This is a genomic window from Chryseobacterium sp. CH25 (assembly GCF_004119455.1).
Lineage (GTDB): Bacteria > Bacteroidota > Bacteroidia > Flavobacteriales > Weeksellaceae > Chryseobacterium.
Genome location: NZ_NRQT01000005.1, coordinates 340,569 through 358,453, shown reverse-complemented (window position 1 = coordinate 358,453; position 17,885 = coordinate 340,569). Strand labels below are relative to the sequence as shown.

General features: G+C 36.3%; 10 protein-coding genes. 9 read left to right on the top strand and 1 reads right to left on the bottom strand.

Annotated elements, in window-relative coordinates:
• Window positions 1–186 precede the first annotated feature (186 nt).
• The 4 genes from BOQ64_RS14520 (at window position 187) to BOQ64_RS14505 (ending at window position 9,300) form a co-directional block, all read left to right on the top strand.
• A complete protein-coding gene (locus BOQ64_RS14520) occupies window positions 187–4,524 on the top strand; it encodes a CusA/CzcA family heavy metal efflux RND transporter (protein WP_129057537.1) in 4,338 nt (1,445 codons plus the stop codon).
• A 7-nt stretch (window positions 4,525–4,531) separates the two neighbouring features.
• Window positions 4,532–5,683, top strand: a complete 1,152-nt coding sequence (locus BOQ64_RS14515) for an efflux RND transporter periplasmic adaptor subunit (RefSeq protein ID WP_129057536.1) — start codon at window positions 4,532–4,534, stop codon at window positions 5,681–5,683.
• 386 nt (window positions 5,684–6,069) lie between these two features.
• The gene (locus BOQ64_RS14510; protein ID WP_129057535.1) at window positions 6,070–7,878 is read left to right on the top strand and encodes a hypothetical protein; all 1,809 of its coding nucleotides are present in this window, start codon (window positions 6,070–6,072) and stop codon (window positions 7,876–7,878) included.
• Between the two features lie 477 nt (window positions 7,879–8,355).
• A complete protein-coding gene (locus BOQ64_RS14505) occupies window positions 8,356–9,300 on the top strand; it encodes an aldo/keto reductase (RefSeq protein WP_129057534.1) in 945 nt (314 codons plus the stop codon).
• Window positions 9,301–9,566: 266 nt separating this feature from the next.
• Here BOQ64_RS14505 and BOQ64_RS14500 read toward each other — a convergent pair whose 3' ends face one another.
• A complete protein-coding gene (locus BOQ64_RS14500) occupies window positions 9,567–11,441 on the bottom strand; it encodes a chloride channel protein (RefSeq protein WP_129057533.1) in 1,875 nt (624 codons plus the stop codon).
• Between the two features lie 527 nt (window positions 11,442–11,968).
• Between BOQ64_RS14500 and BOQ64_RS14495 the strand changes: the two genes are divergently transcribed.
• From BOQ64_RS14495 to BOQ64_RS14475, 5 genes are all read left to right on the top strand, one after another.
• Window positions 11,969–12,643, top strand: coding sequence for a response regulator transcription factor (locus tag BOQ64_RS14495; RefSeq protein ID WP_129057532.1), 675 nt, complete (start codon window positions 11,969–11,971; stop codon window positions 12,641–12,643).
• Between the two features lie 250 nt (window positions 12,644–12,893).
• Complete coding sequence (locus BOQ64_RS14490) at window positions 12,894–13,910, top strand: histidine kinase dimerization/phospho-acceptor domain-containing protein (protein ID WP_228448394.1); 1,017 nt, start codon at window positions 12,894–12,896, stop codon at window positions 13,908–13,910.
• Window positions 13,907–14,179: a sensor histidine kinase gene (locus BOQ64_RS24015; protein WP_228448393.1), complete on the top strand. Its 273-nt coding sequence runs from the start codon at window positions 13,907–13,909 to the stop codon at window positions 14,177–14,179. The genes BOQ64_RS14490 and BOQ64_RS24015 overlap by 4 nt, the downstream gene beginning before the upstream one ends.
• 495 nt (window positions 14,180–14,674) lie before the next feature.
• Window positions 14,675–15,418, top strand: coding sequence for a hypothetical protein (locus BOQ64_RS14480; RefSeq protein WP_129057530.1), 744 nt, complete (start codon window positions 14,675–14,677; stop codon window positions 15,416–15,418).
• A 45-nt stretch (window positions 15,419–15,463) separates the two neighbouring features.
• The gene (locus BOQ64_RS14475) at window positions 15,464–17,881 is read left to right on the top strand and encodes a TonB-dependent receptor domain-containing protein (RefSeq protein ID WP_129057529.1); all 2,418 of its coding nucleotides are present in this window, start codon (window positions 15,464–15,466) and stop codon (window positions 17,879–17,881) included.
• Window positions 17,882–17,885 lie beyond the last annotated feature (4 nt).

The window sequence follows — 17,885 nt, the reverse complement described above, 5'->3', positions numbered from 1 at the left end:
ACATTATTCTGCTTTATTTTTAAAATAAAATTACACTTGCATTTTGAAAATCTTTGATTTTTATTCTTTTGTGAGCTTTTATTCAACCTTGTTCCAAACTTAAGCCAGCTTTGTGACTTTTGTGGTTCATCTATCCATTACAAGCAGTTTATAAAAGACTACAGATTATCTATTAATAATTTTTTCATGTTAAACAAAATTATTGAGTTTTCTGTAAAGAATAAACTCATCATTGCTCTGTTCACCATTGGGCTGGTTCTTTTCGGAGTATATGAAACGACTAAACTACCCATTGATGCTCAACCTGATATCACCAATAATCAGGTACAGATTATCACTACCGCGCCATCTTACGGAGCTGCAGATATTGAACGTCTTGTCACGTTCCCTATTGAACAGGCCACAAGTAACATCAGCGGAATTACAGAACTCCGAAGCCTTTCCAGATTTGGATTATCATTAGTAACGGTTGTTTTTGATGATAATACGGATGTGTATTGGGCCCGCCAACAGGTTCAGGAACGATTACAGCTTGTTCAGGAAAACATTCCTGCCGGAATTGGGAAACCTGAACTGGGACCTATTTCTACTGGATTGGGAGAAATCTTCCAATATGTGGTAAGAGCCAAAAAAGGGTATGAAAATGTATATGATGAAACAGAGCTCAGAACCATTCAGGATTGGGTAGTCAGACGACAGTTACTAGGTACAAAAGGTGTTGCAGATGTCAGCAGTTTCGGTGGAAAGCTGAAGCAGTATGAAATTGCTATTAACCCTAATCAACTTCAGGCTTTTAATATTAATATCAATGACGTTTTTGCAGCGTTGGAAAAGAATAACCAAAATACCGGTGGAGCTTACATAGAAAAGAAAGAAACCGTTCTTTTTATCCGAAGTGAAGGTCTTTTGGGAACAACTGAAGATATAGGAAATACTCAGGTAGCAGAAACTAAAGAGGGCATTCCGGTTCATATCAAGGATGTTGCTACGGTGAAGATTGGATATGCGACAAGGTATGGCGCCATGACTTATAATGATACGGGAGAAGTATCCGGAGCCATTGTATTGATGCTTAAAGGAGAAAATGCCAATCAGGTAATAGGCAATATCAAGCAAAGACTTGAAAAAATCCAGGAATCTTTACCGGAAGGGGTTGTGATTGAGCCTTTCCTTGACCGTGCAAAAATGGTTAACAACACCATCAGTACGGTAAAAACCAACCTGATGGAAGGAGCTTTAATCGTTGTGTTCATCCTTGTTCTATTCCTTGGAAACTTCAGAGCCGGATTATTAGTTGCCTCGGTGATTCCTTTGGCCATGCTGTTTGCCATTATTATGATGAATATCTTTGGTGTTGGAGGGAATCTTATGAGCCTTGGAGCCCTGGATTTCGGTCTTATTGTAGATGGAGCAGTTATCATTGTAGAAGCTGTTCTGCATCAGTTAGCTCACAAAAAGCATTTTGGAAAGGATAATATGCTGAGTAAAAATGAAATGAATGACCAGGTTTCCAGTTCTGCCACCAAAATGGTTAACAGTGCGGTTTTCGGGCAGATTATTATTCTTATCGTATACCTTCCAATTTTTACGTTACAGGGAATTGAAGGGAAGATGTTCAAACCGATGGCACAAACAGTTGCTTTTGCCTTAATTGGTGCGTTTATTCTCTCTCTTACTTACATTCCTATGATGAGCTCACTGGTATTGAGCAGAAAGAAAAAGGAGAAAGACAATATCTCTGACAGAGTAATGGCCAAAGTGGAAACAGGGCACCAAAAGTTCCTGATGAAGGCTTTGAAATACAAAAAAACAATTATTCTGAGTGTTCTTCTTCTTTTTGCAGGAGCTGTTTTCACCTTATCCAGAATGGGTGGAGAATTTATTCCATCATTGGAAGAGGGAGATTTTGCTGTTGAAATGAGGATTCTTCAGGGCAGTAATATTAATGAGACCAAAAAAGTAACCACACAGGCTTCCAGTATTTTATTAAAACAGTTCCCAGAGATACAGAAAATTGTTGTAAAGATCGGAAGTGCCGAGATCCCGACAGAACCTATGCCCATGGATGCCGGAGATATGATTATTGTTTTAAAACCGAAAAAAGAATGGACATCCGCAAAATCATTCCCGGAACTTTCTGAAAAAATGAGCAAAGCATTAAGTGTTATTCCAGGATTAACAACTAGCTTCCAGTTTCCGGTACAAATGCGTTTTAACGAATTGATGACCGGTGCCAGACAGGATATCGTCTGTAAAATTTACGGAGAAGATCTCGATAGTCTTACTAGCTATGCTAAAAAGCTGGGAAGTATCATCAATACTGTAAAAGGTGCTCAGGATCTGTATATTGAACCTGTTGAAGGAGCTCCACAAGTCGTAATAGATTATAACCGTTCCGAATTATCAAGATATAATATTTCTGTAGCAGAAATCAACAGAGTGATTAATATGGCTTTTGCAGGACAGGCTGCAGGTGCTTTATATGAAGGAGAGAAAAAGTTTGATATCGTTGTCCGTATGGATAATGATTATAAAAAAGATATTACCAGCATACAGAATCTATTGGTTCCTACTGCTTCCGGAGAGCAAATTCCTTTGTCTCAACTGGCAAAAGTAGAACTTAAAGACAGTCCGAACCAGATTCAGAGAGAGGATACCAAAAGAAGAATTATCATAGGATTTAATGCAAAAGGAAGAGATGTTCAGACTGTTGTGGAAGATCTTCAGCAAAAAGTAGGAAAGAACCTGAAATTCTCCCCAGGATACACCATTGCGTATGGAGGAACTTTTGAAAACTTAAATCAAGCCAAAGCAAGATTAGGGGTTGCCGTTCCTATTTCTTTGGTGATGATTTTCTTACTGTTATTCTTTGCTTTCGGTTCTGTAAAACACAGTTTATTAATCTATACAGCAATACCATTATCAGCTATTGGTGGAGTGTATTTTCTTGCTCTTAGAGGAATGCCTTTCAGTATCAGTGCCGGGGTTGGATTCATTGCTTTATTTGGAGTTGCCGTACTTAATGGAATTGTTTTGATATCAGAATTTAACCGATTGAAAAAGAATGGAATAACCAATACCAGCAGAATTGTATTGATGGGAACAAGAATCAGGCTTCGTCCGGTTCTGATGACTGCTTTTGTGGCTTCATTGGGATTCCTTCCAATGGCTATCAGCAATGGAGCAGGAGCGGAAGTACAGAGACCATTAGCCACTGTAGTAATCGGCGGATTGATGCTTGCCACCCTTTTAACCCTATTTGTACTCCCAATTCTTTACGTCTTATTTGAACATATTAATAAAGATAAAATGAAATTTTCTAAAAAAATAAACTATAAAAAACTGTCTGTTTTCTTGGCGTTGGTTTCTTTCGGAAGCCTTCAGGCCCAGGAAAATATCACCTTTGAACAGGCCCTGGAAAAAGCATATCAACAAAACGGAACGCTTAAAAGCTCAAAATTAATCTCTGACTATCAGGAAAAATTAAAAGCCAGCTATCTTGATCTTCCGCAGCTGGAAGTTACCGGAGCTTTCGGGCAGATTCAGGGCGAGGAGACAGATAATTCATTCGGGATTTCTCAAAGATTCAGTTTTCCAACTGTTTATTCAAAAAGAAAGCAGATGCTGGATGCGGAATGGACGGCAAGTGTTATTAATCAAAACCTTACCAAAACACAGCTTACCAAAGAAGTTACAGATGTTTTTTATAGAATTTTAGTCCTTCAGGAAAAGAAAAAAGTATTGGAATATATCAGCCAACTGTACACCAATTTTGCCGATAAGGCTGGTTTAAGACTGAAAAAAGGAGAAGCCAACATTTTAGAAGAATCTACTGCGGAAATTCAGAAAGAACAGATAAAAGTTCAGCTGAATACGCTTGAAAATGACCTAAATATTGCAAAACTACAGCTTCAGTTACTTCTTCAGTCGGAAACAGCTTACCAGCCTGTTGCAGATAAGCCAACAATGAATGTAGGACTTCAAGTTTCAGAAGAAATGGTAAAACAACATCCTGAACTTCAATATCTGCAACAGCAAATTAAAGTAGGAGAGGCTGAAGTACAGCTTGAAAAAAGCAGATTGCTTCCGGAACTACTCATCGGCTACACCAATCAGAGTATGAAAAACATTAATAACAATCGTTTCAATTCTGTTCAGGTGGGTGTAGGAATTCCATTATTCACTAAGGGTCAGAGAGCATTAGCCAAAGCAGCACAGGCCAAAATTGCGATTTCTGAAAATCAGTATCAAAGAAAAGAAATCGAGCTTAAGAACAGATTAGGACAGCAGTTGAGTAACTATATGAATCAGCAGAGAATCATTGAGAACTATGAACAGAAACAGCTTCCAAAATCAGAAACAATTCTGAAAACAGCTCAAAAGCAGATGGATGTGGGAGAAATAGATTATCTGAATTGGGTAATACTTGTGAATCAAGCCGTAAAAACAAAAGCAGATTATATCGACAGCCTGGAAAGACTAAATCAGATTGGAGCAGAACTTAATTTCTTAATTTCAAAATAACAGCATCATGCAATTCAAAATAATATCAATATACAGTCTGGCTTTAGTATTGGCTTTGTCATCATGTTCAGGCAAGAAAGAAGAGGAAAAAACAGTCTATGAAAATACAAAATTTGCAAAGGGTACTGAGAATACCGTTCATCTTACTCCTCAGCAGATTCAGTCTGTAGGCATTACCACAACCTCCCTTCAGGACAGAAATATGGAAAAAATTGTACGTCTGAATGGAAAAGCAGAGATTGCCCCATCTCATATCAGCTCAGTTTCAAGTATTATGGGTGGGCATATCAAATCCATTAATGTCATTAACGGAAGTCATTTCAGTAAAGGGCAGGTATTGGCAGTGGTGGAAGATCCGCAATTCATCCAGCTGCAGCAGGATTATCTGGTAACCAAAGCACAGCTTGAAGCGGCAAGACTGAACTTTAACCGTCAGAAAGACCTTAATACAAGCAAAGCAAGCAGTGATAAAACCTTACAAACTGCTCAGGCAGATTATTCAACTTTAAATGCCACATTAAGAGGTCTTGAAGAAAAGCTACGCATTATCGGGATCAGTGCCAAAGGTTTAAACACTGGAAATATCAGAAGCAGAATTAATGTGTATGCTCCGTTCAGTGGTTTTGTAAGCAAAATTCTGGTGAATAACGGGCAATATATTAACCCGGCAGATACTTTATTTGAACTGATTAACCCAGCAGGATTACTTTTAGAATTAAAGGTTTTTGAAAATGATGTTAACGATATCAAAATTGGGCAGGAAATTCTGGTTTACAGCAATCAGAAGCCTGAGATGAAATCAAGTGCTAAAATTGTAAGTGTAGTTCCCAGTATTGAAACAGGTGGTTCTGCAACAGCTATCGCTAAATTATCATCTGTTAATTCAGAATTTGTTAAAGGAATGTATGTGAATGCTGAAGTGAACATCAGCAATCGATATACTCAGGGGCTTCCAAATGATGCCATAGTTTCTTTTGAAAATAAAAACTATGTCTTTGAAGACCTTGGAAAATCAAACTATAAAATGATTCCTGTGGTCACCGGAATTTCGGATGATCAGTTTACAGAAGTTCTGAAAGCAGATTTCTTAAAAGATAAAAAGATTATACAGAAAGGCGCTTACAGTCTTCTGATGATGTTGAAAAATAAAGCAGAATAATTGCTTTCTACCTATAGATTATAAGAAAGGTTTTGTTTACTAATGGTAAATGAGACCTTTTCTATTTTGAAGAGGTATTGGCTCTCGCATATTTTGCGGATTACGCAGATGTTTATGGAATACTTAAAGCTATTTTTATCACAACTAATGTATTTCCTTGCTGAGAATCTGGGATTCTCTTGCGCCTTAAAAACAATTAATATTATAATTCTTTGCGCCCTTGCGTATTTCCAACAAATTCAAACTCCAGAAATGACTTTTAACATATTTTCAATATTAAAGATCCTATTTAATGCATAATTAATTAAAAAAGCAATACTTTTAAGCAGTGAATTAGTTGAAAGAATTTTTAGTTGCATTAAGTAAAGAACTTTTATTGAAACATAATGACAACTAAACCGTTACACAATTTCCATATTCCCGTGATGGGATTGGCTTATACCATAGACAGCCCAATCCGTGTTGCACAATATGGGATTTCTTCTGTGATTTCCATCATTGACGATGAAATTCTGGAAAAAATGAAAAACTTTTATAATCAGAAGTTTAATCTTAATTATTCACGAATTTCAACAAAAACAGAGGATTACAGAGCCAAAAGAATTACTGCTTATCTGGACATGGTAGATGATATCGTGAATGAAAAGTTTGAATCTTTCAAACAGGAAATCAGTAAGAACAAAGAAGCTCTGAAAGACTTTGTGGCCATGCTACCCAATACTTCTGACCTGAAAAACAGCCTTCAAAACCTTGTTAATCAAAAAGATAACTGGAGCGAAAGCATTAAAAACTTCATCGAAACCAACCTGTTACCCGGAAGCATTGATGTCAATATCATGACTAAAGTTGATAAAGACAACTATAAAAAGAATGAGCAGCTTCCTGTAATGTATAATGATGCCCACGCATCGCTCCGTGGTTTTGCCAACAGTAAATTATCCTCTTCAATGGTGCTTTCAGCGGGGATGAATCCTCGTCTGTACAGTTATATGGAGGAATTTGATGATTTTTATCCCGATGAAAACGGACTTTTGAAAAAGAAAATCATTCTTAAAGTAAGTGATTTCCGTTCTGCAATGATTCAGGGAAACTTTTTGGCTAAAAAAGGATTATGGGTTTCAGAATACAGAATAGAATCCGGACTGAATTGTGGTGGCCACGCATTTGCCACAGAAGGAATGCTTTTAGGACCTATTATGGAAGAATTCAGACAGAAAAAGAATGATCTGATACAGTCTGCCCATACTTTAATGAACAATGCCTTAGAGCAAAAAGGAAAGCCTGTTCTTTCACAGCCTTTAGAAATGAAAATTACCGTACAGGGCGGAGTAGGCACTTCTGAAGAACATGATTTCTTACTGAACAATTATCAGGTGGATAGCGTAGGATGGGGATCTCCGTTTTTATTGGTTCCCGAAGCTACGTCTGTAGATACTGAAACACGTACTTTACTTTTAAAAGCTAAAGAAAAAGACTTCTATCTGAGTCAGATTTCACCTTTGGGAGTTCCTTTCAATACTATAAAAGGAACTTCTAATGAGCTATTGAAGAATCAAAAAGAAACCAAGGGAAGATACGGAAGTTCATGTCCCAAAAAACTATTGGCATTAAGCAAAGAATATTCTCCGGAAGGAACGTGTACAGCTTCAAAAAAATATCAGGATATTAAGCTGAATGAGCTTTATACTCAGAAAGAAACACTTTCTACAGAAGAGTTTGACAGGAAGAAAGCTGAAATTACAGATAAAGCCTGCCTATGTGTAGGACTAGTTAATTCCGCTTATATGGAACAGGGAATAGAGATTAAAGGGGAGAAACAAGGTGTTGTGATCTGCCCTGGGCCCAATATTGCTTTTTTTGATAAGGAAGTTTCCCTTTCTGAAATGGTAAAACATATTTATGGTAATTCCAATATTCTACCGGATAATAACCGTCCGAATATGTTCATCAATGAGCTGAAAATGTATGTTGATTATCTGAAAAAAGAAATAGCAGACTCTGCTCAACAGATTACTCATTCCCAAACAAAAAAATGGAATGCTTTCAGGAAAAATATGCTGGAAGGAATAGCGTATTACCAACAGCTTTTTAATGCATCTTCATTTTTTAAACAGGGATTACAGACAATCAATCATCAGTTGCAGGAATATAGACTAATGCTGAACAGTATTGAAATTCCTCAGGTTGAAAAGTAATAGATGCTCTCGCAGATTTTGCTGATTATATAGATTCTTTTATAATAGCCACGAATGCACGAATTATTTTATTCATGCATAAAATATTGCATCTGAAAAATAACTTATACTTTCCCCAGGAATCTAAATGGCATATGGAATTTTGGTTATGCTAAACGAAAATATAAATCCAAAGAGACTCCAATAAGAAAACATTCGTGCATTCGTGGCATTATTTATCAACAGCATTCAATTTTATCGCAGATAAAATCCTTGCGCCTTAAAAGCATAACCTTATAAAAAATCTTAGCGTCTTGGCGTTTAACCCAACAGCAATACCAATACAATTTAATAAAGATTATTTTTAAAAACAGTTGGAAAATAATCGAGTAAACATCGGCTTTTTCATTTATAATAACTATACAACGTATGCTTATTTTGAATAGCCCTACAGCACAATATTCCTTACCTTAGATTACAGTTAGTAAAATTATTTTTATGGAAAAAAGAAAAATCAAAAACACTGATTTAGAAGTGGCTCCTGTTAATTTCGGTGGAAATGTTTTTGGATGGACACTAGATGAAAAACAGTCATTTGATATACTGGATCAGTTTACAGAAGCCGGATTCAATTTTATAGATACAGCAGATACCTATTCATGGTGGGTAAACGGGAGAGGCGGACAATCTGAAGAAATCATCGGAAAGTGGATGAAAAGCCGTAATAACCGTAAAGATATTGTTCTGGCCACCAAAGTAGGTTCTGAAACAAAAGAACATGGCTTTGATATCAGTAAAAAACATATCCTGAAGTCTGTAGATGAATCATTACAAAGGCTTCAAACCGATCATATTGATCTTTATTACACACATTTTGATGATCACACAACTCCGGTAGAAGAAACCCTTTCTGCCTATGATGAGATCATTAAAGCCGGAAAAGTACGTTATATTGCAGCTTCCAATCTTTCTCCTGAGCGTTTAAAAGCATCTTTTGAAGCATCAGAAAAGAATAATCTGCCTAAATATGTTGCCCTACAGCCTCATTATAATTTATTGGAAAGAGAAGGTTTTGAAAACAACTATGCTCCTTTGGCAGAACAGTTTGACCTGAGTGTATTTCCATATTGGTCACTGGCAGCAGGATTCTTAACCGGAAAATACCGTACTGAAGAAGACCTTGCCAAAAGTGCAAGAGGAGAGGGCGTAAGAAAATATTTAAACCCTAAAGGTCTGGAAGTTTTAAAAGCTTTGGATCAGGTAAGTGAAAAACATCACAGCAATCAGGGAACTGTAGCTTTAGCCTGGTTATTATCCAACCCGTTGGTTACGGCTCCTATTGTAAGTGCTACAAGTTCTTCACAGCTTGAAACACTTTTCAATGCTCCAAAACTTATTTTAGATCAAGAAGACATTGATTTGCTTAATAAAGTAAGTCACTAATTTCAAACCTCATTATTAGATTAAAAAATCCGTTCAACATTAGATTGAACGGATTTATTTTTTTTCAACAAAAGGCGCAAAAGTTTCTTAACACTTAAGTTATTTTAAGTTACTACTAACTGTTTGAGAAGAACACTTAAGTCTATTGAAAATTTATGATTTTCAATTTCCCCTGAATATCACAATTGAAGATGTGATATTCCCCTCCCTCGGAGGGGTGGCAGAAATTCAAAGAATTTTTGACGGGGTGGTTCTCAAACTATCCTTTAATCCGAATACTCCTTCAACAGCTGTCTATAGCTCATCAGAATTGAAGATTTAGAAATAAACCCAATAAAATCATTCTTCTCATTTACAACCGGAAGATTCCATACGCCGGTATCATCAAAAGTCTGAAGAATATCCAACGGTTTATTCTCCGGACGAAGCAGGGCTGGTGGAGTCTTCATAATCTGAGCCACTGTTTGTGAAGTATCAAATTCTTTATTGAAAAGATAAGGTCTTATATCATCAAGAGTCAAAACACCTTTTAATGTTCTGGAATCATCCACTATTGCAAAAATATTCTTATTCCCGTTTTTTACCAGCTCGAAAAGATCTGCAACAGAAGCATTTTCCTGGATTGCCTGAGAATATTTATCAATGAAATCATCCGTTCTTAAGGCAAACAGAAGGTTTTTATCATGTTTATTGGTAAATATTTTTCCTTCATCGGCAAGAGATTTCAATTCCGGAGAGATCGGAGAGAACCATTTGGCGATAAGATAAGACATAATGGAAACAATCATCAGCGGAATAAACAGATCATATCCAAAACTGGACTCTGCAATCAGGAATATGGCTGTAAGCGGCGCATACATCACACCACTCATGGCTCCGGCCATTCCTACCAAAACAAGATTGGTTACCGGAACATCTGTAAAACCAATATGCTGGCAAACCAAAGCAAATAAATAGCCTACAGTTCCGCCTGCAAAAAGAGAAGGAGCAAAGTTCCCCCCATTTCCGCCACTGAATATGGTGAAGGAAGTTGCAAAAGCCTTTAGCAATAATACAAGTACTAGAAATACAATGATCGTCCAGTCTCCAATTTCAAAGTATCTGAAAAAACTGTTTTCAATGATAGAATGAGTATTTCCATTGGTGAACGCTTTTACCGTATCATATCCCTCTCCAAATAAAGGAGGGAACAGAACACATAGCAGAGAAAGTACAGCTCCACCAAACATTGCTTTACGCATTTTTGAAAGCTGAAGCCCTTTTATAAAGTGTTCTACTTTTTGTGAAATAATCACAAAATATCGGGCATATAATCCGGTTACTACCCCTAAAATAAGATAATAAGGTACATTTTTATAGTTGAAAGCTTCTCTGGTATAAAACCTGAAAAGAACATCCTCCTGAAGCAATATTCTGGATAGAAGACTTCCACAGACTGCAGCAACCACTAATGGGATAAAGTCTGTAAAAACTACTCCTGTCAACAGGATCTCAAAAGCAAACATTATCCCGGCAATAGGAGCATTAAAAGCTGATGCGATTCCGGCAGTAGCTCCTGCCGCTAACAATAAGGTACGTTCCTTATAATTAAGCCTGTACGTCTGTGCATAATTTGAACCTATAGCTGCTCCAGTAACTGCAATGGGACTTTCTAATCCGGCAGATCCTCCCAAGCCAACAGTAACCGCACTCTGGATCACCTGAGAATACATTTTAACAGAAGCCACAATACTTGAATTCTGGGCAATTTCGTAGAGAATTGCTCCGATTCCCTTTCTGTCCTGTCCTTTAAATAACGTTAATACAATCAATGTGGTCAGAACGATTCCCAAAAAAGGAAAAACAATATAGAACAGAATCTGATATTCAAAATGAACTTTATTGGTAATAAAATAATGGATGTTGTGTACCAGCGTTTTCAAGATTACTCCAGCCAATCCGGCAGTACATCCCACAAGAATTCCGGACAGCACAAGAAACTGATTCCTGCTCAGTCTATTATTCAGCCAGTGCAGAATAAGCTCATAGCTGCGGGCTTTTTCCAGTCCATATTTCTGGAAATCTCTTTTAAATTTTAGAAAGCTTAGGTACTTTTTTTGTTGTGAATTTTCACCTGAGAAGAATTTTAATGCAGGTCTCAATTTGAAACAGCAGCGTAAATTTATGAAATATCTAACGAAAATGCTCCTAAAATATCCTTTTAAAGTTTTTCAGAAATCAAAGAAAAGACTATGTGTTAGAGATTAAATCTTATATTTCTCAATAAAAAACAGCTGTAATACTGCCATTTGTATAAGTTTTTATCAAACTTTAACAGGCATTGAAAAAAGGCATTCTGATCTATTGAAAAGTGAAATTCTTTTTTCACCAATTTATTGATAGGTCGATATCATGATTGAATACTGATAAACTTCTACCGCAAAGTTATTTTTTTAACTGCTTTATTCTAACTAAGCAAAGGAAGCAACTTTGTCACTGATGAAGCTTGAAAAATATGCGCCCGCTTAGAAAGAATCAATTTCATTGATTCCATCTTTGCATCCTTAAATAAATATGCATCATCCTTTATAAAAACTTTGCGTCTATAAAATTATAAATAAATGATCTCCCCAATCTTAAATTCTTTAAAATTCAAAATTTCTTCAAAATTTAATGATAGATTTATCCCATGAAAATTCTAATTGTTGAAGACGAAGCAGAACTTGCCAAAAGTATTTCCGAATATTTATCTGAGGAAAACTACCTCTGTGAGAATGCTGCTACATACAGTGAAGCCATGAATAAAATAGAGTTATTTGCTTATGACTGTATTCTATTAGACATCATGCTTCCTGATGGAAATGGTCTCCGAATTCTGGAAGAATTAAAAAAACAGAACAAACAGGATGGTGTTATTATCATTTCTGCCAAAAATGCGTTGGATGATAAGATTGAAGGCCTGAAGCTAGGGGCAGATGACTATCTTACCAAACCTTTTCACCTTTCTGAACTGATGGCTAGGGTGTATTCCATTATCCGTAGAAAACAGTTCAGCAGTTCCAATGTGGTAAAACAGAATGAACTTCAGATCGATCTCCTGGCAAAAACCGTTGCTGTAAATAATGAATCAATTTCCCTTACCAAAAAAGAATTTGACTTACTGATTTACTTTATTGGAAACAAAAACAAAGTTATTTCTAAAAGTACCCTTGCTGAACATCTTTCCGGAGATTTCGCAGATATGCTTGATAACCATGATTTTGTGTATGCTCATGTGAAAAATCTTAAAAAGAAACTGTATGATGCAGGTTGTGAGCATTATCTTAAAACAGTGTATGGGACGGGATATAAGTGGGAAGCTTAAATTGGGGTTTCGAGATACGTGATGCGGGGTTTGGGGTTCGGGGTTCGGGTTTTAGAGATAGTTCATCAATAGGAACAGATTCCTTGTTTCACTCGGAATGACAGAAAATTAGAGAAATTTTCTCATTATTTAAATATAAAATCTAGCTGCAAAATAAATACTAAATTGCAGAGAATAAATACAAATTCCATTTCAAAGAGCACTTGCTTTAAACTATAAACATTGAACTTTAAACCCAACAACAATCAATTTGAATCCACTTTTAAGCAAAACCACGAAGCCTTTTATCATCTATGTACTTATTGTTCTCACAGTAAGTATTCCTGTATATTATTTTGTGGTGGATACCATCTGGCAACATGAATTGGATGAACATAATCAAATTGTTGTAGAAAAAACGGCTTATGAGTTCAATCAATTAAACCTTTCTGATACAGAACTTAAAAAAAGTCTGGAGCTCTGGAATCATATTCAGCCTGAAACCAGTATTGAAAAAATTTCAGTAGAACATATAAAAGGGGATAAGATGTATACTACTGAAAAACATCTCCCATTTATCTCTGAACAGAAGAAAGAACGCTACAGATGCCTTGAAAAAGTAATCTACATTGAAGATAAACCTTATCTCTTCACAATACAAACCAATATTGAAGAATCTCACGAAACCATCGCGGTTATCGCTATGATTACAACATTTTTCTTCATTATGATTGTTATTGGACTTTTATACTTAAACAGAAGGCTTTCAAAATCAATATGGAAACCCTTCCGCGATACTTTAGATCAACTGAAAACCTTTAATCTGAACAGTCAGAACAGAATTGATTTTCCTCCTTCTGAGACTACTGAATTTGAAGAACTCAATCAATCACTCAGTAAGCTGATAGAGCGCAATATCTCTGTGTATAAAACCCAAAAGGAATTTACGGAGAATGCTTCCCATGAATTACAGACTCCATTAGCCATCATCAAAAATAAACTGGATCTTTTATTGCAAGACCAGAACCTTACTGAAAAGCAGTACCGAATTGCCGAAGATATCAACAGAGCCCTCACCAGAAGCTCCCGAATCAATAAAAATCTATTACTGCTTGCCAAAATAGATAACCATCAGTTTGATAATTCTGAAACCATTTTGTTCGATCAGATGCTTACTCAAAGTATTGATATGCTTGAAGAACATTTTGAACAGAAAAATATTGCAGTTGAGAAAAATATAATGTCTGACATTAAGGTAATGGTAACAGCAGTCTTACAGAGATTATGATTAATAATCTTATCATCAATGCAATTCGTCACACAGTTCCTGATGGTTCTATTTCCATACAATTATCTGATTCTGTTTTTGAAATCTCCAATTCCGGCACTCAACAGCTTGATGAAACATTATTATTTAAAAGATTCTCAAAACTATCTGCAGACAGCAATGGAAGTGGGCTTGGCCTTTCTATCATCCAGGAAATCTGCAAATTTCATCACTGGACAATCAGTTACCGATTTGAAAATGGGTACCATACTTTTTCAGTAAGATTATAGTTTTCTTAACATTCTGAATCTAAAAATTCAAAATTAATTCTAAATCAGATAGCACCTTTGTACTGAAAATATGATGTACTGAAGTGTAAATTTTATTTAGAAATGATTTTAAAAATTGCCCTTTTATTCACAGGAACAATCCTTGCATTCTGGATCAGTGCCATTTGTGGCGGTGGCGCAAGTCTTATTTTGATCCCTACCTCACTGATTTCTTTTATTGCTATAAAGACAATATGCTCACAACGTTTAAAACTTAATAATGTAAGGTTGGAAAACGCCAAGCCGCAAAGCCATTTTGATTCATGCTATATTTTTTTAAGGCGCAAGGATTTTATCTTCGATAAAATTTATTTTTTTCTCTCGCAGATTATGCTGATTACGCAGATTTAATAGCCACGAATTCACTATAAAATCATTCGTGCATTTGTGGGATCTAGATACTGAAACATGATCATTTACCCTTCGAATAGTCTAACTCTCTAAAAAATAAACACGATGAGAACAGCAAACAAAGTAGCAGCCGTCACTATACTTTTCTGGCTCATGAAAATTGTAGCGACCACATTAGGAGAAACACTTGGTGATTTTATTTCTATGACTCTCAATTTGGGGTACACTAAAGGGATTCTCATTACCTTATTCTTTTTCATTATTATACTATCCATACAGCTTGGTGTTAAAAAATACATTCCCGTTGTTTATTGGCTGGTCATTATCGGAACAACAACCCTTGGAACAGAGATTTCCGACTTTATAGACAGAACGTTGAAAGCAGGATATCTGTTTGGCAGTCTGATTCTTCTTGCCGGGCTTCTGATCTCCCTATTTCTATGGTACAGAAAGTACGATAATCTTGAGGTGTATCCAATCTTTGAACGGAATAAAGAATTTTATTATTGGACGGCCATTCTGTTTTCCAACAGTTTAGGAACTGCATTTGGGGATTTTCTGAGCGATAATCTGGGATTAGGATATATGACCGGAGCCTTTATTACCGGACTTATTATTCTGATTGTTGTTCTGCTTCATTATTTCACAAAAATCAATCATGTTATCCTGTTCTGGATTGCATTTGTATTCACCAGACCGTTTGGGGCTACGTTCGGGGACCTTTTAACCAAGCCTCTTGCAAAGGGTGGTCTGGATCTGGGAACAATCAATGCTTCTCTTGTATCTCTGGCCTTAATGGTTCTTATGGTCATTATTTCACAGAAAAGATATCGTAAGGAGCTTTCGTGACCATTTTAAGTTTGAAAATATTAAAAAAATAGTAAAGATTATATTATGAATAAAACGAGGCTTTTACTTTTTCCAACGTTTGCCATTTCTTCCATGATAACGGCACAAACTGCTTCGGTTACTGTTTCCGGAAAGGTAACCAATACCGACAAGGCAGCATTACCTTATGCCAGTATCATTTTAAAAAAGGAAAAAGACACTGCATTTGTTGCAGGAACCATTACCAACGAGGAAGGAAGGTTTTCTATCACAGGGATTAAACCGGATCATTACCTTATGGAAACTTCTATAACAGGCTACAACAAAAAGATTCTTCCGGTATTTATAGGAAGTCTATCTGAGTTTTTGGAAATTCCTCTTATTGAACTGGAAAGAAAAAAAGAGCAGGAGACAAAAATTGAAGAAGTAATTGTCTCCGGAACCAAAAAAAATGAAATCAACAACCAGCTAGATAAAAAGACCTATTCGGTAGCAGACAACATCAGCCAAAGCGGAGGATCGGTATTACAGAGTATGCAGAATCTTCCCGGAATAACCGTACAGGATGGCAAAGTACAACTCAGAGGAAATGATAAAGTAACCGTTCTGATTGACGGAAAGCAAACGGCACTTACAGGATTTGGAAGCCAGACAGGGCTGGACAATATTCCATCTTCTGCGATTGATAAAATTGAGATCATCAACAATCCTTCTTCAAAATATGATGCCAATGGAAATGCCGGAATCATCAATATTATTATGAAGAAGAATAAGCAGAACGGGTGGAATGGTAAGGTAGGGTTCACCACAGGATTAGGATCTCTTTGGGTAAGGAAGGAGAATCTTCCAACCATTCGTTCACAATACACCCTTACTCCAAAAATAAATCCATCACTATCTGTTAACTATAGAAAGAATAAAGTCAATCTGTTTTTACAGGCAGATAATTTATATACTGAGACGCTTAATAAGAATGAATTTGTAACCCGTACTTATGATAACGGAACCATCATCAACTCACAGCTTAAAAGAAACAGAAACACCAATTTCTTCACCACAAAAGCCGGAATGGACTGGAATATTGACGATCAGAATACGTTAACCATCTCAGGAATGTATGGCAGTGAGAAGATTATAGACCGTGGTGACCAGCCTTTCTTTAATGGCGATCTATCTCAACGTCTGCGTTTATGGCAATTCCTTGAGGATGAGTTGAAAACCACAGTGATGGGAACGGCTTCCTATCAGTATAAATTCAAGGAGGCTGGACACTTGCTAAATGTAGGATTCAACTACACCTTCCATAGAGAGGATGAAAAATATTTCTATGATAACTATCTGCCTGCTTCTACAGGAACAGATGCTTTTAAGTTATTGTCTGATGAACAGGTCTACGATTTCAATGTTGACTATATAAAGCCCCTCAAATACGGAAGATTAGAAACGGGTATTAAGCTAAGAAGCAGAAGCATCCCTACCAATATGAATTTTATTCCGGGGACCAATTCAGTATTAGATGCTGCTGCCGGAGGAAAAGCTGATTACAAAGAGTTTATTCCTGCTGTATATGGAAATTATGTTCTTGAAAATGAAAAATGGGAAGCAGAACTAGGATTGAGGCTGGAGTATGTAAGAATTGAATATGATATAAATCCCAATCATCCTACCTACAAAAGTGATGGGTATAATTATACACAGCCATTTCCAAATTTCAGATTAGCTTATAAACTTAATGACCGTAATAAGTTCTCTATCTTTTACAACAGAAGAGTAGACCGTCCCAATGAAGTAGATATCAGAATTTTCCCTAAATATGATGACGCAGAAATCATCAAAGTAGGAAATCCGGCATTAAGACCTCAGTTTACCAACTCTATTGAGCTTGGATACAAATATAACTGGGACAACGGCTATCTGTATTCTGCATTATATCATCGTTTTGCAAACGGAACCATTACAAGAATTTCCAGTATTGTTTCAGGAAGCAATCTTATTTATGCTATATTCCAGAATGCAGGAAGAAGCTATAATACAGGACTAGAAGCAATATGGAACCAGAAAATTTCAGATGTGTATTCCTTTAATGTAAATGGAAACCTGTATCGAAATCAGATTGATGCATTTTCAGTGCAAAACCTTTATCCAACTCCGAATGTATTTTCTGCAGGTCAACAGACTGCTGTTTCAGGAAACATCAAATGGAATAATGCTTTTCATTTTGCCAAAGGATTGAGCGCACAGCTTACGGCTGTCTATCTGGCTCCGGATATTATTCCTCAGGGAAGAATACAATCCCGGTTTTCAATGGATATTGGATTGAAAAAAGCAATTCAGAAAGGAAAAGGAGAACTCTTCTTAAATGCGTCTGATCTGCTTAACACTATGATGATTAAGAAAAATATTCAGGGAATGGGATTCGCTTATTCAAGCAACGATTATTATGAAACCCAGGTGGTAAGACTTGGATACAGCTATAAATTTTAATCAA